The organism is Brachybacterium sacelli, from assembly GCF_017876545.1.
In the GTDB taxonomy this organism is placed as follows: Bacteria; Actinomycetota; Actinomycetes; order Actinomycetales; family Dermabacteraceae; genus Brachybacterium; species Brachybacterium sacelli.
Window position 1 is genome coordinate 907,586 of sequence record NZ_JAGIOD010000001.1, and the last position, 18,363, is coordinate 925,948.

17 protein-coding genes are annotated in these 18,363 nt (G+C 71.3%); 14 read left to right on the top strand and 3 right to left on the bottom strand.

What is annotated here, in order from left to right; translation table 11 throughout:
- Positions 1-3: 3 nt before the first annotated feature.
- Positions 4-1,188 (bottom strand): sialidase family protein, encoded by a 1,185-nt coding sequence (locus tag JOF43_RS04065; RefSeq protein WP_209899456.1) that lies wholly within the window; start codon positions 1,186-1,188, stop codon positions 4-6.
- 59 nt (positions 1,189-1,247) lie between these two features.
- On the bottom strand, positions 1,248-2,786 hold the full coding sequence (gene arfA / locus JOF43_RS04070; RefSeq protein ID WP_209899459.1) for an arabinosylfuranosidase ArfA: 1,539 nt from the start codon (positions 2,784-2,786) through the stop codon (positions 1,248-1,250).
- A 267-nt stretch (positions 2,787-3,053) separates the two neighbouring features.
- Here arfA and JOF43_RS04075 point away from each other — a divergent pair, with 267 nt between their 5' ends.
- The 10 genes from JOF43_RS04075 to JOF43_RS04120 all read left to right on the top strand — a co-directional run bounded on the left by JOF43_RS04075 (position 3,054) and on the right by JOF43_RS04120 (position 12,791).
- Positions 3,054-3,743, top strand: a complete 690-nt coding sequence (locus tag JOF43_RS04075; protein WP_209899462.1) for an ATP-binding cassette domain-containing protein — start codon at positions 3,054-3,056, stop codon at positions 3,741-3,743.
- Positions 3,740-4,969, top strand: a complete 1,230-nt coding sequence (locus JOF43_RS04080; RefSeq protein ID WP_209899463.1) for a hypothetical protein — start codon at positions 3,740-3,742, stop codon at positions 4,967-4,969. Before JOF43_RS04075 ends, JOF43_RS04080 begins: the two co-directional genes overlap by 4 nt.
- Before the next feature lies 1 nt (position 4,970).
- A complete protein-coding gene (locus JOF43_RS04085; RefSeq protein WP_209899466.1) occupies positions 4,971-5,573 on the top strand; it encodes a hypothetical protein in 603 nt (200 codons plus the stop codon).
- 184 nt (positions 5,574-5,757) lie between these two features.
- Positions 5,758-7,104 (top strand): ABC transporter substrate-binding protein, encoded by a 1,347-nt coding sequence (locus tag JOF43_RS04090; RefSeq protein ID WP_209899470.1) that lies wholly within the window; start codon positions 5,758-5,760, stop codon positions 7,102-7,104.
- A complete protein-coding gene (locus tag JOF43_RS22455; RefSeq protein WP_209899473.1) occupies positions 7,101-8,063 on the top strand; it encodes a carbohydrate ABC transporter permease in 963 nt (320 codons plus the stop codon). The genes JOF43_RS04090 and JOF43_RS22455 overlap by 4 nt, the downstream gene beginning before the upstream one ends.
- 11 nt (positions 8,064-8,074) lie before the next feature.
- Complete coding sequence (locus JOF43_RS04100) at positions 8,075-8,998, top strand: carbohydrate ABC transporter permease (RefSeq protein ID WP_209899476.1); 924 nt, start codon at positions 8,075-8,077, stop codon at positions 8,996-8,998.
- A gap of 4 nt (positions 8,999-9,002) precedes the next feature.
- The gene (locus JOF43_RS04105; protein ID WP_209899479.1) at positions 9,003-9,653 is read left to right on the top strand and encodes a DUF624 domain-containing protein; all 651 of its coding nucleotides are present in this window, start codon (positions 9,003-9,005) and stop codon (positions 9,651-9,653) included.
- Positions 9,653-10,705: a LacI family DNA-binding transcriptional regulator gene (locus JOF43_RS04110; RefSeq protein WP_209899482.1), complete on the top strand. Its 1,053-nt coding sequence runs from the start codon at positions 9,653-9,655 to the stop codon at positions 10,703-10,705. Before JOF43_RS04105 ends, JOF43_RS04110 begins: the two co-directional genes overlap by 1 nt.
- A gap of 95 nt (positions 10,706-10,800) precedes the next feature.
- Entirely contained in the window at positions 10,801-11,793 is a 993-nt protein-coding gene (locus JOF43_RS04115; RefSeq protein WP_209899485.1) for a Gfo/Idh/MocA family protein, read from the top strand.
- A complete protein-coding gene (locus JOF43_RS04120; RefSeq protein ID WP_209899488.1) occupies positions 11,787-12,791 on the top strand; it encodes a Gfo/Idh/MocA family protein in 1,005 nt (334 codons plus the stop codon). The genes JOF43_RS04115 and JOF43_RS04120 overlap by 7 nt, the downstream gene beginning before the upstream one ends.
- 21 nt (positions 12,792-12,812) lie before the next feature.
- On the opposite strand, the gene JOF43_RS04125 is transcribed toward JOF43_RS04120, so the two are convergent.
- Complete coding sequence (locus JOF43_RS04125) at positions 12,813-13,283, bottom strand: Lrp/AsnC family transcriptional regulator (RefSeq protein ID WP_209899491.1); 471 nt, start codon at positions 13,281-13,283, stop codon at positions 12,813-12,815.
- A gap of 154 nt (positions 13,284-13,437) precedes the next feature.
- Between JOF43_RS04125 and JOF43_RS04130 the strand changes: the two genes are divergently transcribed.
- From JOF43_RS04130 to JOF43_RS04145, 4 genes are read left to right on the top strand one after another with little or no spacing between them, the layout of a single operon-like run.
- A complete protein-coding gene (locus JOF43_RS04130; protein ID WP_209899494.1) occupies positions 13,438-14,583 on the top strand; it encodes a thiamine pyrophosphate-dependent enzyme in 1,146 nt (381 codons plus the stop codon).
- On the top strand, positions 14,580-15,575 hold the full coding sequence (locus JOF43_RS04135) for an alpha-ketoacid dehydrogenase subunit beta (RefSeq protein ID WP_209899497.1): 996 nt from the start codon (positions 14,580-14,582) through the stop codon (positions 15,573-15,575). Before JOF43_RS04130 ends, JOF43_RS04135 begins: the two co-directional genes overlap by 4 nt.
- On the top strand, positions 15,575-16,759 hold the full coding sequence (locus JOF43_RS04140; protein WP_209899500.1) for a dihydrolipoamide acetyltransferase family protein: 1,185 nt from the start codon (positions 15,575-15,577) through the stop codon (positions 16,757-16,759). Before JOF43_RS04135 ends, JOF43_RS04140 begins: the two co-directional genes overlap by 1 nt.
- A 3-nt stretch (positions 16,760-16,762) precedes the next feature.
- Positions 16,763-18,361 (top strand): carboxyl transferase domain-containing protein, encoded by a 1,599-nt coding sequence (locus JOF43_RS04145; RefSeq protein WP_209899503.1) that lies wholly within the window; start codon positions 16,763-16,765, stop codon positions 18,359-18,361.
- Positions 18,362-18,363: the final 2 nt, after the last annotated feature.

Here is an 18,363-nt window from a genome sequence, read left to right on the forward strand (position 1 = left end):
GACTCAGGCGAGGGACCCGTACCAGGGCCGGCAGACGTCGTCCTGGGTGGGGGCCGAGGTGATCTCCAGCAGGTGCCCGGTGCCGGTGCGCACGAAGGTCGGGGAGTAGTTGGGGCAGTAGTTGTTCCAGGGGTCTTCGACCGGCACCGGCGCGGGCTCCGTGACCCAGTGGACCTTCCCCTGCAGAGAACGGTCGTGCGTGCGCAGCACCACCTGTCCGTTGTCGGTCGCGACCGCGCCGTCGGCGGTGTAGTGCATCTGGGAGCCGAGGAGCACCGAGCCGTCCTCGTCGATCGTGAGGGTCGGCGTGTGGCGGGGCTCGGTGCCGTCGGCCGCCTGGATCAGCGGATCGCGCGAGGTGACCGCTCCCCACCGACGCGGATCGTCGGTGGTGCGCAGGTAGGTGCGGCAGAGGTCCTGCGGCCCGCAGATCTCGTAGCTCATCGCCCACTGCCCCGTGCACAGCCGGCGCACGTTCGGCATGCCGGGCCGCGCCGCCGGGTCCTCGAGCTCGACGATCGGCTCCCGGTCCGTCCAGGTCAGGGCGTCGGTCGAGGTCTGCTGGACGATCTTCTGCGAGTGATTGTCCCCGTCGGTCTCATCGCAGAACCAGAGCACGAGGGTGTCGTCATCGGTGACGGCGAACTCCGGCTCCCACAGGCCGCCGTCGTTCTCGGCGACGGCGGTGATCGCGATCCGCTCCCAGCTGCGGCCGACGTCCGTGCTCGCCCAGATCCGGATCGACATCCGGCGCTCCGCGACGTCGGCGCCGACGGAGGCGCTCCACAGCAGGGTGCCCGCCGGGAGATCGCCGACGGCGCGCGGCAGCTCGTACAGGGTGGCGCAGCACAGTCCCTCCCCGGTCTCGGTGGCCTGGTCGGAGACGCTGCTGATCTGCGCAAAGGTGGCGCCGCCGTCGGTGGACTCCCAGATCGCGCCGTACCCCGAGGGGCCGTCGAAGGAGACCACGGAGGCGAGCAGTCGATCGTCCGCCTCGCCCTGGTGGGCCAAGCGGATCACCCGCGGGTACAGGCCGGTGCCGTCGACTAGCAGCTGCGGGGGCCGATCCTCGCGGTCCCGGCCGTGGCCGGTTCCGCCCGGGCGACCGGGGCCGCCGTCGGCGAGGGAGGGAGCGGTCACGCCGGCGGCGGCGGTGCCGGTCAGGGCCGCGGTCAGGGCGGTGGTCATCGTGCGTCGTCGCATGGTCGTGTCGTCACTTTCTGCAGGGTGGGTGGACGGAAGCGGTGTCAGGAGCGTGCCCGGAGGCGGATCATGGCCCAGCTGATCGGGGGGAGGGCGGTGGCCAGGGTGGCGGCCTCGAGCTGCACCCCGGTCAGGGGGCGCGGCACGACGCGGTCGGGGTCATCGGCGGTGTTGACGGCGTAGGGGTCCTCCTCGTGCAGGAGGACGGCGTCGACGACTTCGAACCGCCCGGCCCCGTCAGCGGTCCCGAACGCCTCGAGCGGGACCGAGAGCTCGAGGTGCTCGTCCGGGGCTCGGTTGACCGCGAACACCGTGAGGTCCCCGGGCCCCTCGCCCCAGGTGGCCACGGCATCGAGCGCGGTGCTGGGGCCGTGCTTCGCGGTCTCGACGGTGGGGGAGTCGATCGCGGCGGTCAGCACCTGCCCCCGCGCATGGGCGGAGGTCAGCGCGAAGGGGTGGAAGATGCTCTGGCGCCAGGCCCGGCCCCCGGGTTCGGTGCGGATCGGGCCCAGCACGTTGACCAGCTGCGCCTGGGAGGCCGAGGCCACGCGGTCGGTGTGCCGCAGCAGGCTGATCAGCAGTGATCCCACCACCACGGCGTCCTGCGCGGTGTAGGTGACCTCGGCGAAGCGGGGCGCCTCGGGCCAGTCGTCCCCCGTCGGCTCCTTCCCGGGGTCGCCCCCTCCGGAGCCGGAGACGTTCCACTCGTCGAAGCTGATCATGATCCGCTTCCGGTGGCCGCCGAGCGTCCGCACGTGGTCGCTGGTGGCCACGACGGCGTCGATGTAGGCGTCCATGTCCTCGGCCGAGGCGAGGTAGGAGGCCGAGTCGCCGTCCTCCTCGCGGTAGTACACATGGGCCGAGAGCATGTCGATCGCGTCGTACCCGGCCTCGAGCACCGCCTGCTCCCAGCTGCCGAAGGTGGGCATCGCCGAGTGGGAGGAGCCGCAGGCCACGAGCTCGAGATCGGGATCCTGCCGGCGCATCGCCCGCGCAGTCCGCGCCGCGAGCCGTCCGTACTCCTCGGCGGGGCGGTGCCCGATCTGCCAGGGCCCGTCCATCTCGTTGCCCAGGCACCACATGCGGATGTCGTACGGCGCGGCGTGGCCGTTCGCCGCCCGGTGGTCGGCGAGCTCGGTGCCGACGGCGGCGTTCGCGTACTCGAGCACGTCGAGGGCCTCCTGCGCTCCCCGGGTGCCGAGGTTCACGGCGTACATCGGCTCGACGCCGGCACGCTCGGCCCAGGTCATGAACTGATCGAGGCCGAAGGTGTTGGGCTCGGTGGAGTGCCAGGCGAGGTCCGGGCGTCGGGGCCGGTCCTCGAGCGGGCCGACGCCGTCCTCCCAGCGGTAGCCGGAGACGAAGTTGCCGCCGGGATAGCGCACCGAGCTGACGCCGAGCTCACGGGTCAGCGCGAGGACGTCGGTGCGCAGGCCGTCGGCATCGGCCAAGCGGTGACCGGGCTCGTAGATCCCGGTGTACACGCAGCGCGCCATGTGCTCGACGAAGCTGCCGAAGGTGCGACGGCGCACCGGGCCGACGCGGTGGGCGGGGTGCAGGTGGACTGCCGTGCGGAGGGTCATCGGTGACTCCTGGGCCCGCGGGGATCGAGGGTGGGAGAGGTCCACGGGCGGGTGTTCGCAGACCTTAGTTCAACGATGTACGTGTGGCCAGACCCCGAGAGCAGGAAACCTTCGCGGGCGAACGTGCCTCACCTCGGTTCTCGGCCGATGGAGGACGTGAATTGTGGGATCCGCCGGACCTCTGGGACCCTCAGGTCTCCGAGTGTCACGACGTCCGGGCTCTGTGACGAGCGGTGCCCCCTCCGCTCCCCATGGAAAGTGCAGTACATGAGTTTCATCGTGCAAGCGCCCCTCCACGTCCGGTCCGGCACGTTCGAACTGGGGCCGGTGCAGATCGGAGCGGTCGAGTCTGGCGTCACCCTTGTCGCCGGGGGCAATGGGTGCGGGAAATCGACCCTCTTCCGCGAGCTCGACCGGACGGCACGGGCAGAGGGACGGCGCATCGCCTTCCTGCCTCAGACCTTCACGTTCCCACCGTTCGCGCGGGTGCGCGACGTATGCCGCTTCGTCGCCGAACGACGAATCGACGAGCGTGAGCAGCGCGGCGCGGCCATCGAGGAGGCCCTTGCCCGTACCGGGCTCACGGAACAGGCGCAGTTGTCCACTCGCCGACTCTCCGGCGGGATGCACCGCCGATTGGGAATCTGCCTGACGGTGATCGGCGACCCGGAGGTCGTCGTCCTCGATGAGCCCTCCACCGGGCTGGATGTCAGCCAGCGGCGAGGGCTGCGAGAGGTGATTCGCGCCGTGGCGCGCACGACGCCGGTCCTGATGTCCACGCACATCGTCGACGACATCGATGTTCTTGCCGATCGGGTCCTGCTGCTGCGCGACGGGAAGGCGGTGTTCGACGGGTCGTCCGGGGAGTTCCTCGGCCATGCGGACGGCGATGCCGAGCGTCCGTGGGAATCTGCCTACGAGCGTCTGCTCGCGAGCTCGGTGGAGGAGGTCTCATGAGCAGGAGGATGGCCGCACCCTGGGCCGCTCTGATCGCCATGACGATCAGCCAGATCGTCATCCTGGGCCAGGAGGGGATGCCGTGGCGGGGAGAGGTTTTCTGGTCACTGATCACAGTGGAGGCAGGGATGCTTCCTGCGCTGCTGATCACCGCGGTCGCCGTCTGCGTGGACGCGAGGGTGGCCATCGATCCCCAGCGCATGAATCTGCTGGCGACGGGGGATCTGCGGGCTCGGTACGTGACGCGCTACGCCGCGACGACGGCCGCGTGCTTCGTGGCACCGGTTCTCGTGGCCGGCGCTCTGGTGTCCCTCACCTGGCCGGAGTACTGGGGGTACTCGCCGATGGCGTCGACGGTGCACCTGCTGGTCTCGCTGCTCTCCACGCTCGCGATCCTCTCCGTGGTGCTGTGCGTCGCCGTCGCCGGAGGCATCGTCGGGCCCATCGTCGGAGTGCTGGCGGCGCTGTGGCTCGGAGTGACCGCCCTCGGCGAAGGCGGTCTCGTCACGATCGGCAGTTCCACCGGGTCGATGCTCGGATTCGCTCCATCGTGGGGATCTCTCGCCGCGCAAGCCGTTGCTTCAGTGATCGCGATCGGTGTGAGCACGTGGGCTGTCGCGACCTGGGCCCCCTCCATCAGGGGCCTCTCCTGGCGCAGGATCGGTGCGTTCGCGGTGCTCGTCATCCTCGCCGCTTCGCCGGCGCTCGCCTTGACGCTCTATGTCCCCACGACCGACGGGCGGCTCATGTGCTACGGCGACGGTGGCCAGGGCATGCGCACCTGCGTCGCGGAACAGCATGAGCGGCTCCTCGATCCCCTCCACGAGAGGTTCGAGGAGTTCCGAGCCGCGGCACAGGATGCGGGCGTGGAGGATGCGCTGCCGCACACGGTCGTCGAGTCGTACACCCTGACGAGGACCGACACGGTGCAGTCGAATCTGAGGATCTCCGGAGATGTCGCGGACTGGCGTCCCACGAACGAGGAGCTCGGTGCGGCAGACCCGGAGGTGAGCCGGCAGTCGGTGGCCGAGGAGCTGGCCATGCCCTCCCACTGTCCACAGGTCTCGGCCGATGTGCCGCCCTCGGACGCCTTCTGGAAGGACTACAACGATCTCACCGACGCCTATCTGACCCTCGTCGACGAGGAAGCCTCCTCGGCGGATCAGGAGGCCGCAGCCGCCGACATCGAGGAGATCACTCCCGGCCTGCAGCAGTGCGACTTCTGAGATGACGAAACGGCTCTCCCCTCCGCCCCTGTGGCTGTGGGCGCGGCTGCTGCTGCCGTGGCCGCTGATCGTCGCCGCGGTCGGGTCCCTGGTGTTCCTGCTGCTCCTGGGCGGGACGTCGGTTCCGCTCGTCGGGTCCATCGGCGACAGCAGACTGCTCTGCTTCGCCGGCACGCTCCTGGGCGGTGTCGCCGCCTTGGCGGGTGGGATGGACGGGCCGTTCTGGCGCGCCTGGGACCCCTTCCGCGATGTCGTGGCCCGCCTCGTGTGGGGCGTCGTCCTGTTCGGGGCGAGCGCGGGAGGCGCCTCGGTGGTGTTCGCGGCCCACGGAGCGCTCGGGTCTCCGGCGATCTCGCTGTTCCTCGTGACCTGGGGAGCGGCGATGTTCGCGGCGGTGGTGCTCGGGCCGATGTGGGCGGCGGGGCCGTCGCTGGCGATGACTGTCGCGGCGATGTTGACCGTGTTCAGCCCCGCGCAGTGGTGGGGGCTCGGATTCCTGCTCGATCCTCGGCATGCCGCTGTAGCTCTGACCTGCGGCGCTGCCTGTTGTCTCGCGGGGAGTGCCGCATACGTGGCCTGGGGGACGAGCGCGATCCGACGGTAGGACCGGTGACGGACCAGCGGCGGGAAAGGTGCTTGCCGACACTAGTTCAACGATGTACCTTAGCGCTCATCTTTCGTCCATCGTCGGGCGAGAAGGGTCGGCCGGCCGATGGGGCCCCGACGTGGTACCTCGGTGCGGCAGGTGCCGGCCGGGTGGTCTCGAGGACGAGACAGATCGGAGCACGATGAGACGACGACGATTCCTCACCGGTGCCGCCGGCGCCGCCGCGACCGTCGCGGCGGGTGCCGCTGCCGGCTGCGGCAACCTCCATTCCGCCGACCCCGACGTGCTGACGTTCATGTTCCGCGGCTCCACCCAGGAGCGGGAGGTGTTCGGCCGGGCCGTCGAGCTCTTCCGCCAGCGCACCGGGCACCGGGTCAACCTGATCTCCACCGCCGTGGACCAGTACTCCACGAAGCTGCAGACGGCGATCCTCGGCAACTCGGTGCCCGACGTGTTCTACTTCGACGCGCCGATGACCACCGCCTACGTGGTCAACGGCGTGCTGGCCGATCTCACGCCCTACATCGAGGCCACCGACCTCCCCGTCCACGACATCTGGCCCGCGGGCCTGGACCTGTACCGCTTCGACGGAGAGCGGATCGGGCGCGGGAGGCAGTACGCGATGCCCAAGGACCTCGGCCCCTTCTCCTTCGGCTACAACAAGACCCTCTTCGCCGAGCTCGGGGTGGAGCCGCCGGATCCCGACGTGCCGCTGGACTGGGACGAGTTCCTCGAACGCTGCCAGGCGCTCACCGGCGACCGCGACGGAGACGGCGCCACCGACTCCTGGGGGACCTCGGTGAACGTCGCGGCCGAGATCCATTCCTACATGTGGTCCAACGGCGGCAACTGGCTCAGCGACGACCACCGCACCGTCACCATCGACACCCCGGAGTTCGCCGAGGCCCTGCAGTACATCGTCGACCTGCGCGAGGTGCACGGCGTGACCCCGTCGATCAACGAGACCGAGGGCATGGACGGATACCAGCGCTGGCTGCGCGGGCAGATCGGCTTCTTCCCCGTCGCCCCCTGGGACCTGACGCTGTACCGCACCCTCGACTTCGAGTTCGACCTGTGCCCCTACCCCGCCGGGCGCGGCGGGGAGTCGGCCACCAACATCGGCTCCCTGGGCATCGGCGTCTCCGCGACCAGCCGTCGGCCGGAGCGCGCCGCCGAGCTCGCGATGTTCCTGGCCTGCGATCCCGACGCCCAGGCGATCATCGTCGGCGAGGGGCAGACCATCCCCAACACCCGCTCCCACGCCGCCGAATGGGTGAAGGACACCTCGCTCGAACCGCAGAACAAGCAGGAGTACATCGACATCGTCGAGGACTACGGCCGGTTCGTCCCCAACACCGTCACCTACACCCCCGAATGGCTCGACGCCTTCCACACCAACCTCCAGCCGGTGCTCGAGGCCCGCGAGGACGTCAGCGAATACCTCGCGGCCACCCAGCCCGTGATGCAGGACTTCCTGGACGACGGGTACGAGCAGTTCCGCATCGACCAGGAGGCGAACGCGCAGTGAGTGCCACGACGACCACCCCCGCGCCCGCGTCCGTGCGCCTCACCGGCCAGGGCGGCACCTCCCGGCACCGGCCCGGCGACGGCCGGCTGCACCGCTCCGAACGGATCTGGGGCCGGGTCTTCATCGCCCCGCCCGTGATCGGCTTCGCCCTGTTCGCCCTCGCACCGCTGATCTTCTCCTTCTACGCGGCCTTCACCCACTGGAACGGCCTGTCGGCCCCGCTGTTCTCCGGGCTGACGAACTTCCGCACCATGGCTACGGACCCCCAGTTCTGGCAGTCGCTGTGGAACACCCTGTTCCTGATGCTGGGCATCCCGATCGGGCTCGCGATCTCGCTGGCTCTGGCCCTCGCGCTGAACCGGCAGATGCCCGGCCGCGCCGCGTTCCGCGTCATCTACTATCTGCCGGGCGTCTCCTCCGTGGCCGCCATCTCGATCCTGTGGCAATGGGCGCTGAACGGGGACTTCGGCCTGGTCAACCAGCTGCTGGCGACCGTCGGCATCGAGGGGCCGAACTGGCTCGCGGAGAAGATGTGGGTCAAGCCCGCCCTGATCCTGATGGGCGTGTGGAAGGGCATCGGCTTTTCCACCCTGCTCTACCTCGCCGCGCTGCAGTCCGTGCCACGCACGCTCCTGGAGGCGGCGATGCTCGACGGCGCCGGGGCCTGGCGGAGGTTCCGCCACGTCACGCTCCCGATGCTCAGCCCCGTCACGTTCTTCCTGGTCGTCACCGGGATCATCGGCGGCGCGCAGATGTTCGCGGAGATCAACATCATGACCCCGACGGGCGGCCCCGAGTTCGGTTCCGCCACCATCGTCTGGTACATCTGGCAGCAGGGCTTCCAGAACCTGCAGCTCGGCTACGCGACCGCCATGAGCCTCGTCCTGGGACTGATGATCTTCCTGGTCACGGCCATCCAGTTCTACCTGAACTCCCGCAACGTCTTCACGGTGGAATGAGGAGGCCCGACATGGCTGCCACCAGTGCCATCCCGACCGCGCCCCTGCAGACCTCCGGGGTCGAGCCCGACGCCGCGCGCACCCGCCGGAGGAAGAGCGATCGACGCTTCCGGACCACGGGCGACGTCGTCGTCTTCGTCGTCCTGTGCCTGGGCGCCCTCACCATGCTGCTGCCGCTGGCCTGGATGCTCTCGACCTCGTTGAAGACCCAGCAGAACGTGTTCCTGCTGCCCCCGCAATGGATCCCCAGCCCCGTGGAATGGGGCAACTACCTGCGGATCTGGGAGGCCGGTCCGCTGCTGACGGGCATCGTCAACTCCTCGATCATCTCCCTGACGGTCATCACGATCGGCACCATCACTTCCTGCTTCGCGGCCTACGGCTTCTCCAAGATGAAGATCCCCGGCAAGAACGCGATCTTCCTGGCCCTGCTCGGCGGCATCATGATCCCGTTCCCGGCGCTCATGATCCCCACCTTCATGCTGTTCTCGAAGATCGGCTGGGTGGACACCCTGCTGCCGCTCATCGTGCCGGGCCTGTTCGGCAACCTCATGATGGTGTTCTTCCTGCGTCAGTACCTGATGAGCGTGCCGGACTCGCTGATCGAGGCAGCCGTTATCGACGGGGCGAGGCACCCGCAGATCTTCGGCCGGATCGTGCTGCCGCTGATCCGGCCCGCGATCGCCGCCCAGGTGATCCTGTGGTTCATGGGCACCTGGAACGACTACCTGGGCCCGATCATCTACCTGAACTCCGAGAACGTGCACACGCTGCAGCTGGTGATCGCGAACTTCAACGCTACCTACGCGGTCCAGACCGACTACCCGCTGATCATGGCGGCCTCGATCGTCTCCCTGCTGCCGGTGCTCGGCGTGTTCCTGATCTTCCAGCGCCAGATCATCGAATCCATCGCGCTGACCGGCAACAAGGGATGATCACGTGACCCCGACGGGAGCGGCGGGCACCGTCATGGAGGCCCTGGCCTGGATCCCGCGGCTGGTCCTGCTGCACCTGGCCTGGGTGCTGCTGGTGCTGCTGGGGGCGGTGATCGGCGGGATCGCCCCGGCCACCGCCACCCTGATCGCGCTGCTGCACGGGGACGAGGAGCTCGCGGCCACCGATGGACCCCGCGCCCTCGCCGCCGCGGTGCTGCGCCGGTACCGCGACGAGCTGGTCCCGGCCAACCGCGCCGCCGGGCCCTTCGTGGTGATCGCCCTGGCCGCGGGTCTGAACGTGGTCCTCGGCGTCGCCGGGGCGCTGCCCGGGTGGTTCTTCCCCCTCGGCTTCGGGGCCGCCCTGGTGCTGGTGGTGATCGGTTCCCTCGCGGCGGTCCACGCGCTGGCCCTGCACGCGCTGCGGCCATCGGCCCCGGAACCCATGATCTGGCGCGGCGCGCTCGCCGGGATCCTCCTGCTCCCCCTCGCCACCGCCTCCTGGACCGTCACGCTCGTGGCGACCCTGCTGATCTCGACGGTCATCCAGCCCGTCGCCCTGGCGTGCGGAGGTGGGATCCTGGTGGCCGTGACCACCTTCGTCCTCGTCCGTCCCTGGCAGTCCCGGCTCGACGCCGCCACGACGGGGGAGCGGTGATGACCTCCCCTCCCCGGCCCCGCAACGCCACCATGCGGGACATCGCCGAACGGCTCGGGGTCTCGATCAAGACCGTCTCGAACGTCGTCAACGACCGCCCCAACGTCGGCCCGCGCACCCGGGAACGGGTGCAGGAGGCGATCCGCGAGCTCAACTACCGCCCGCAGGTCGGCGCGCAGCAGATGCGCACCGGGACCAGCGGCCTGATCACCCTCGCGATCCCCTCCCTGGCCGGCACCTACTTCTCCGAGCTCGCCCAGGCCTTCGCCGACGAGGCCCAGCGGCGCCGCCGCAGCATCATGCTCCACAGCACCGCGGCAGGCCGCGAGGAGGAGCACAGCGTCCTCGCCGGCTTCACCCGTGTGCTGGGCGACGGCGTCGTCTTCAACCCCCTGCAGATCGGCGAGGACCTGCTGACGGACCTCGGCCGCACCATCCAGCCCACCGTGTTCATCGGCGAGCACGTCGAGGAGGCGGGACTGCCCGCGGGCAGCGACTACGTCCGCACCGACAACCGGCGTGCCGCTCATGACGCCACCGCGCACCTGCTCCGCCAGGGTCGGCGCCGCCTCGCCTATCTCGGTGCCCTCGAATCGACCGAGGCCCAGCAGGAGCACTCCACCAGCCGGCTGCGGCTGGGCGGGTTCCACCAGGCGCTCGAAGGGTTCGAGGAGGCCAGGTCCACGGTCCAGGCGGTCAGGACCTGGAGCCTGGACGGGGGTCTCGCCGCCGTGCGCACGCTCCTGGAGGAACATCCGGAGGTCGACGGGATCGTCTGCGGGAACGACGACCTCGCCCGCGGTGCGCTGCTGGGACTGCACGCCGCGGGGATCGAGGTGCCGGGTCGGGTCGCGGTGATCGGGCACGACGACATCCTCGAGGCCCCCTTCACCACCCCGCCATTGTCCACGATCGACCCGGACAAGCGCACCCTCGCCGCGACCGCGCTGGACTTGCTGCTGGAGCGGATCGACGGGTACGACTGGCCGCCGCGCGTGGTGGACACCCCGTACGGGCTGGTCGAGCGCGGCAGCACCGCACCGCTGCGCTGAGGATCCCGGGCTCCGGCCCCGGGGTGCGCTGCGCGGGGGGAACTGACTACGATCGACGTGGCCCCTTGACCGCTCCAGCGACGGAGAGACCCCCCATGCCCCCAGAGGACCGCCCGCGGCCGTGGCACATCGGCATCATCGGCACCGGCGGGATCTCCCGCGCCCACGCCCCCGGATGGCTCGAGGCCGGCGCCCGGCTGCACTGCTACAGCCTCGAGGGCGCCGACGACTTCGCCGCGACCTTCGGTGCCACGGTCCACCCGAGCCTCGAGGAGCTGCTGGCCGCCGTCGACGCCGTGGACGTGTGCACCCCCACCGCCGTGCACGCCGAGATCACCCACCGAGCCCTCGACGCCGGCAGGGACGTGGTCTGCGAGAAGCCGCTGGCCCTGACGGCCGAGGACGCCCGCAGCGTCGTCGAGCACGCCGAGCGGGCGGGCCGGAAGCTGCTGCCCGCGCACGTCGTGCGGTACTTCCCGCAGTACGCCGCCGCCCACCGCGCCGTCGCGGCCGGCACCGTCGGCCGCCTCGCCGTGCTGCGCTTCGAGCGCACCGGGTCCTTCCCCACCCAGCCCTGGTTCGCCGACGAGTCCCTCTCCGGCGGCATCGTCATGGACCAGATGATCCACGACATCGACCAGGCCGTCTGGCTCGCCGGGCCGGTCGCGCGGGTCTACGCCCGGCAGTCGACCTCGACCGAGACGGACACCGTGCGCACCGCCCATGCGGTCCTCACCCACACCTCCGGCGCGATCAGCCACTGCCGCGGCCTGTGGGGCCCTCCCGGGACGCAGTTCCGCTACACCTTCGACCTCGCCGGGGACGGCGGCCGGCTGCAGTACGACTCCGCCGGCGACCCCGGGGTGGTGCTCGACGACGTCGCCTCCACGCGGCAGACCGCCGGCGACGGCTTCCTGCCCGACCTCACGGGCCTGCGCAGCCCCTACGCCGAGGAGATCCTCGAGTTCTCCGCCGCTTTGCGCACGGGCGGCCCCACCCGGGTCGACGCGGCCGACGGCGCCTACGCCGTCGAGATCTCCCGCGCCGCCCTCGAGTCCCTGCGCACCGGACGGAGCATCGCATGCTGAACCAGTCACCGACCCCTGCCGCACCGCTGCGGATCGCCCTGATGAGCTGCGCGCACACCCACGCCGGCTCCTACGCCGCCCGGCTCGATCCGCGCGCCGACGTCGACCTCGTGGTGGCGGACCCCGACGGGTACGGGGACGTCGAGGCCCGGCGGGTCGTCGGCTCCTACCAGGAGGCCTGGGACGCCTGGCCCGAAGGCCCCGACGCCATCGTCGTGACCAGCGCCAACGCCCACCACCGGGACCTGGTGCTCGAGGCCGCCCGGCGCGGCGCGCACGTGCTGTGCGAGAAGCCCCTGGCCACCTCCGTGGCCGACGCCGAGGCCATGGTCGACGCCTGCCGCGAGGCCGGCGTCGTGCTCATGACCGCCTTCCCGGTGCACTTCGCCCCGGCCGTCGCGGCCCTGCGCACCGCGATCGCCGACGGGGCCCTCGGCGAAGTCATCGGGCTGACCGGCACCAACAACGGCAAACTGCCCGACACCCGCGCGTGGTTCACCGATGTCGAGCTCGCCGGCGGCGGCTCGCTGGTGGACCACACCGTGCACCTCGCCGAGATCCTCGACTCGCTGTTCGGCGCCCCCGAGACCGTCCACGCCACCGTCAACCGCATCCTGTGGGCCGACCGGGCCGGCGAGGGCGCGGAGACCGGCGGGCTGGTCACCCTCACCTATGCCGGAGGCCTCCTCGCCACCATCGACTGCTCCTGGTCCCAGCCGGCCACGGCACCCACCTGGGGCGGGTTGCGGCTGCAGGCCGTGGGCACCGGCGGACAGATGCAGATCGACGCCTTCGCCGAGCACGTCGGCGGTCCCGGGCAGTGGCTGCCCTACGGCGCCGATCCCGACAGCTCGCTGCTGGACGCCTTCCTCGACGCTGTGCGGGCGGGCGAGGCCGTCGAGCCCACGGGTGACGTCGGCCTGCGCACGGTGCGGGTGGTCGCCGCCGCCCAGGAGTCCGTGCGCACGGGGCAGCCGGTGACGCTGGCCAGCCTCTGAGCACTCCCGCGGCGGCCGGACTCAGCGCTCCAGATCGCGCTCGAGCACCGGGGCCAGCCGGAAGGGGATGAGTTCGCCCATCGCGAGCGAGGTATCGGTGCGGATCACGCCGTCGCAGCCCAGCACCAGCTTGCTCACCCGATAGAGGTCATCGGTGTCGCGGCACACGCAGCGCACCAGGATGTCGCCCTGACCGCTCAGGCCGTGCACCTGGACCACCTCGGGGATCTCCCGCAGCTGCGCGATGACGTGCTCCAGGTGCGGCTGATCGACCTGGGTGACCATGAAGACCGTCAGCGGATACCCCAGGGACGCCGCGTGCAGGCGCCGGTCGTAGCCCTGGAGCGCAGAGGATGCCTCGAGCGCGGCGACGCGGGACTGCACGGTGTTGCGGGAGAGCCCGAGCCGCTCGGCGAGCGCCACGATCGTCGTGCGCGGATTCTCCGTCATGGCCAGCAGGATCCGTCGGTCGGTGTCATCCACGGTACGCATACTGCATGATCCTAGCGGGGGCCGGCCGTCGATATTGAGCATTCTGCTCAAGTTGGGGAAATTCTGTTGTTCGTCATGCACCGTCGACGTACCGTGACGGTGGACGCTGTCGTCCACCCGCGCCCACGAGGCGCTTCGGAACAGGGAGGTCCGAATGTCGACGACCATGTCAGCCCCCGACCACCACCTGGTCGAAGGCCTCGACCAGCCCCTGCAGGTGCTCGCCGAGGACGGGACCAGGCACGCCGATGCCGTGCTCGACCCCCATCTTGGTGACGTCGACGAGGCGCTGTTGACCGACCTGTTCGTCGACATGTCCGTGCTGCGGGCCCTCGACGACGAGGCCGTCGCCCTGCAGCGCAAGGGCGAGCTGGGACTCTGGCCGCCGCTGCGGGGGCAGGAGGCCGCCCAGATCGGGCTGGGCCGCACGCTGCCCGCGACGGACTTCCTGTTCACCTCGTACCGGGAGAACGGACTGGCCTGGTGCCGGGGCGTGACGCCCCAGGAGATGCTCGCCGTCTGGCGGGGGACCGCGCTGTCCGGCTGGGACCCCTACCAGCGGCACATGGCCACCCCGCAGGTCATCATCGCAGCCCAGACCCTGCACGCCGTCGGCTACGCGATGGCGACCCGGGCTCAGGGCGGCAGCGAGATAGCCGTCGCCTGCTTCGGTGACGGCGCCCTCAGCCAGGGCGACCTCCACGAGGCGATGGTCTTCGCCGCCTCCTTCGGCGCTCCCGTGCTCTTCTTCTGCCAGAACAACCAGTACGCCATCTCCGAACCGGTCACGGTGCAGTCCCCCGTCCCGATCGCCCTGCGCCCCACCGGGTTCGGCATCCCCGTGCTGCGGGTGGACGGGAACGACGTCCTCGCCGTGCGCGCCGCGAGCCGCCTGGCGGCGCAGCGCATCCGCTCCGGTGAGGGCCCTGTGTTCCTCGAGGCGGTCACCTATCGTCTCGGGCCTCACACGACCAGCGACGACCCGACCCGCTACCGGGACGAGGAAGAACTGGCGCGGTGGCGACGGCGCTGCCCCGTGCTGCGTCTTCAGCGTCACCTCGAACAGCTCGGCGCCCCGGTCGACTCCCTCCGCGAGGAGGTCACGATCCGGGCCGATGCCGCGACCGCCGGGCTGCGGGCGGCGATCGACCAGCTGGCCCCGCCCGCTCCGGACAGCCTGTTCGAGCACGTCTACACCACTGAGGATACCGCCCTGAGCAGGCAACGGGAGCAGTGGAGGGCCTTCGAGGCGTCGCTGGCGCCGGAGAAGCCTGAGCAGAGCCCGGGATCCCCGTCATGACCGGAGAGTCGACGATGGCCGCGGCCCTGAACGCTGCGCTCCACGACGCGCTGGCCGAGGACGACGACGTCGTGCTCCTCGGGGAGGACATCGGCACCCTCGGCGGGGTGTTCCGCGTGACCGACGGCCTGCTCCAGGAGTTCGGCCCCGCCCGGGTGATCGACTCCCCGCTGGCGGAGGCGGGGATCGTCGGCACCGCCGTCGGCATGGCCTACCGCGGCTTGCGGCCCGTCTGCGAGATCCAGTTCGACGGCTTCGTCCATCCGGCCCTCGACCAGATCATCGCCCAGCTCTCCCGGCTGCACTATCGCACCGGCGGGGTGGTGCGGATGCCGCTGACCATCCGGGTCCCCTGCGGCGGCGGGATCGGCGCCGTCGAGCACCACTCCGAGTCCCCCGAGGCCTACTTCGCGCACACCCCGGGGCTGCGGGTGGTCACCGCCGCCGACCCGCAGGACGCCTGTTCGACCCTGCGAGCCGCCATCGCCTGCGACGACCCGGTGCTCTTCCTCGAGCCCAAGCGCCGCTACTGGACCAAGGCCGAGGTGGACACCGGGGCCCGCGCCGACCTCGTCTCCGCCCGTGTCCTGCGGCCCGGTCGGGACGCCACCCTGGTCGCCTACGGGTCGATGGTGACCACCGCGCTGGAGGCGGCGACCGCGGCGGAGGACGACGGGATCGACCTCGAGGTGATCGACCTGCGCTCGCTCTCCCCGATCGACCGGGAGACCGTCGCCGCGAGCGTGCGCCGCACCGGGAGACTGGTCGTCACCCACGAGGCGCAGGCGAGCGTCTCGGTCTCCGCCGAGGTGATCACCGCCGTGGTCGAGGACTGCTTCGAGCAGCTCGAGGCCCCGCCGGAACGGGTGACCGGCTACGACACGCCCTATCCGCCCTCCGCGCTGGAGGACGCCTTCCTGCCGGGCCTCGACCGGATCCTCGATGCGGTGGACCGCACGCTGGGACGGCGCAGCTCCCGGGAGGTGGCGTGATGAGCGACGTTCTGCTCCCCGACCTCGGCGAGGGCCTGACCGAGGCCACGATCGTCTCCTGGCACGTCGCCGAGGGCGAGGAGGTCGAGCTCAACCAGACCCTCGCCGAGGTGGAGACCGCCAAGGCCGTGGTCGAGCTGCCCAGCCCCCGCGCGGGCAGGATCCTCACCCTGCACGCCGCCGCGGGCGAGACCCTCGCCGTCGGGGCACCGCTGGTGGGCTTCGCCCCGCCCGCCGGGGAGCGCCAGGCGGTCCTCGTGGGCTACGGGCCGGCCCTGCCCGGCACCGACCGGCCCCGTCGCCGGCCCCGCTCCTTCGAGACCGTCCCCTTCCACGGACGCCGCGAGGAGGAGGCCGACCACGCCAGGCCCCGCGCGATGCCGCCTGTGCGCAAGCGCGCCCGCGACCTGGGGGTGGACCTGGACTCCGTGCACGGCACGGGGCCCCGCGGCCGGATCCTGCGCGCCGACGTCGAGGCCCGCGCCGGGACCCGGGAGCGGCGCTCCACCCTCGTCCCCGTCACCGGGCTGCGGCGGGAGACGGCCCGGGCGATGACCGAATCGGCCCGGACCGCCCCGCAGGCGGCGGTGTTCTCCACGGTGGACGTCACCACCACCCTGGAGCACCTCTCCCGGGCGGGCCGCGACGGGCGACCCCCGTCGTTCCTCGCGGCCGTCTGCCGGGCGATCCTGCCGGCCGCGGGGCGCACCCCGGCCGCCAACGCCCGCTTCGACGCCGAGGCCGGGCACATCGAGCAGTTCGCGCAGGTCGAACTCGGCATCGCCGTCGCCACCGACCGCGGTCTCCTGGTGGCCTCCCTGCCCGAGGCCGGCGCCGCCGACGCGGCCGCGCTCACCGAGCAGATCGCCACCCAGGCCGCCCGGGCCCGGGACGGCTCGCTGCCCCCGGGCGAGCTCACCGGCTCCACCCTGACCGTCACCAACGTCGGGGTGTTCGGCGTCGACGGCGGGATCCCGCTCCTCAACCCCGGGCAGAGCACGATCGTGGCCGTCGGTGCGATCCGCACCCAGCCGTGGGAGCACCGGGGCGAGATGGCGCTGCGGAAAGTGGTGACGCTGACGGTGTCCTTCGACCATCGGGTGCTCGACGGCGCCGAGGCCTCGGCCTTCCTCACCGACATCACCGACGTCCTGTCCGATCCCGCGATCCTGCTGACGAGGTAGCCCATGGACGTCCTGAGCAGCACGGTCGACGCGGACGAGGCAAACCCCCGCGCCGCGGCCATGGCCGCGCTCGTGGACGAGCTGCGCACGCGGCTCGCCGCCACCGCGACCGGGGGCCCGGCCTCCGCCCGCGCGAAGCACCGGGCCCGCGGCAAGCTGCTGGCCCGCGAGCGCATCGACCACCTGGTCGACGAGGGCACCGCCTTCCTCGAACTCGCCCCGCTGGCCGCGGACGGGATGTACGAGGACGCCGCCCCGGCCGCCGGGGTCCTCGCCGGCATCGGCATGATCCACGGCCGCCACTGCCTGATCCTGGCCAACGACGCTACCGTCAAGGGCGGCACCTACTTCCCGATGACGGTCAAGAAGCACCTGCGCGCCCAGGAGGTGGCCGAGCAGAACCGCCTGCCGTGCGTGTACCTGGTCGACTCCGGCGGTGCGTACCTCCCGATGCAGGACGAGGTGTTCCCCGACCGCGACCACTTCGGGCGGATCTTCTTCCATCAGGCGCGGATGAGCGCCGCCGGGATCGCCCAGATCGCCGCCGTCATGGGCTCCTCCACCGCCGGCGGCGCCTACGTGCCGGCGATGAGCGACCAGACCGTCATCGTGCGCGAGCAGGGCACCATCTTCCTCGGCGGGCCGCCGCTGGTGAAGGCCGCCACCGGCGAGGAGGTCACCGCCGAGGAGCTGGGCGGCGGGCAGATGCACACCGAGGTCTCCGGGGTCGCCGATCACCTGGCCGAGGACGACGAGCACGCCCTGGCGATCGTCCGCGACATCGTCGGGACCCTGCCCCGCCCCGAACCCGTCCTGCCGCCCGCCGAGTCCCGTGACCCTGCTGTGGACCCGGAGACGATGGGGGCGGCGGTCCCGGCGGACCTGTCCACCCTCTACGACGTGCACGAGGTCATCGCCCGCATCATCGACGCCGGGCAGTTCTCCGAGTTCAAGCCGGGCTACGGCCCGACCCTGGTCACCGGCTTCGCCCGGATCCACGGCCACCAGGTGGGCCTGGTCGCCAACAACGGGGTGCTGTTCGGCGAGTCCGCGCTCAAGGGCGCCCACTTCGTCCAGCTGTGCGACCAGCGCGCCATCCCGCTGGTCTTCCTGCAGAACATCGCCGGGTTCATGGTCGGCGCCGAGTACGAGCGCGGTGGGATCGCCAAGGACGGCGCGAAGATGGTCACCGCCGTCGCCTGCGCCCGCGTGCCCAAGCTGACCGTCGTCATCGGCGGATCCTTCGGGGCCGGCACCTACTCGATGTGCGGGCGCGCCTACTCGCCCCGCTTCCTGTGGCTGTGGCCGAACGCCCGGGTCTCGGTGATGGGCGGGGCCCAGGCCGCCGCGGTGCTCGCGACGGTCACGCGCGAGAGGATCGAGGCCGAGGGCGGCACCTGGAGCGCGCAGGAGGAGGCGGACTTCCGCCGGCCGATCACCGAGCGCTACGAGGCCCAGGGGAACCCGTACTACTCCACCGCCCGGCTGTGGGACGACGGGATCATCGAGCCCGCGCAGACCCGTACCGTGCTCGGCCTGGCCCTCGACGTCGTCTCCCGCGCCCCGCTGGCCGAGCCCGGCCACGGCGTCTTCCGGATGTGAGC

What these genes read in the sequence shown, in the direction of transcription:
- JOF43_RS04085 (WP_209899466.1), top strand. Translation starts at nt 4,971, where the DNA reads ATGACGAAACGGCTCTCCCCTCCGCCCCTGTGGCTGTGGGCGCGGCTG.
- JOF43_RS04120 (WP_209899488.1), top strand. Translation starts at nt 11,787, where the DNA reads ATGCTGAACCAGTCACCGACCCCTGCCGCACCGCTGCGGATCGCCCTG.
- JOF43_RS04110 (WP_209899482.1), top strand. Translation starts at nt 9,653, where the DNA reads ATGACCTCCCCTCCCCGGCCCCGCAACGCCACCATGCGGGACATCGCC.
- JOF43_RS04090 (WP_209899470.1), top strand. Translation starts at nt 5,758, where the DNA reads ATGAGACGACGACGATTCCTCACCGGTGCCGCCGGCGCCGCCGCGACC.
- arfA (WP_209899459.1), bottom strand. Translation starts at nt 2,786, where the DNA reads ATGACCCTCCGCACGGCAGTCCACCTGCACCCCGCCCACCGCGTCGGC.
- JOF43_RS04100 (WP_209899476.1), top strand. Translation starts at nt 8,075, where the DNA reads ATGGCTGCCACCAGTGCCATCCCGACCGCGCCCCTGCAGACCTCCGGG.
- JOF43_RS04130 (WP_209899494.1), top strand. Translation starts at nt 13,438, where the DNA reads ATGTCGACGACCATGTCAGCCCCCGACCACCACCTGGTCGAAGGCCTC.
- JOF43_RS04125 (WP_209899491.1), bottom strand. Translation starts at nt 13,283, where the DNA reads ATGCGTACCGTGGATGACACCGACCGACGGATCCTGCTGGCCATGACG.
- JOF43_RS04065 (WP_209899456.1), bottom strand. Translation starts at nt 1,188, where the DNA reads ATGACCACCGCCCTGACCGCGGCCCTGACCGGCACCGCCGCCGCCGGC.
- JOF43_RS04080 (WP_209899463.1), top strand. Translation starts at nt 3,740, where the DNA reads ATGAGCAGGAGGATGGCCGCACCCTGGGCCGCTCTGATCGCCATGACG.
- JOF43_RS04115 (WP_209899485.1), top strand. Translation starts at nt 10,801, where the DNA reads ATGCCCCCAGAGGACCGCCCGCGGCCGTGGCACATCGGCATCATCGGC.
- JOF43_RS04140 (WP_209899500.1), top strand. Translation starts at nt 15,575, where the DNA reads ATGAGCGACGTTCTGCTCCCCGACCTCGGCGAGGGCCTGACCGAGGCC.
- JOF43_RS04135 (WP_209899497.1), top strand. Translation starts at nt 14,580, where the DNA reads ATGACCGGAGAGTCGACGATGGCCGCGGCCCTGAACGCTGCGCTCCAC.
- JOF43_RS04075 (WP_209899462.1), top strand. Translation starts at nt 3,054, where the DNA reads ATGAGTTTCATCGTGCAAGCGCCCCTCCACGTCCGGTCCGGCACGTTC.
- JOF43_RS04145 (WP_209899503.1), top strand. Translation starts at nt 16,763, where the DNA reads ATGGACGTCCTGAGCAGCACGGTCGACGCGGACGAGGCAAACCCCCGC.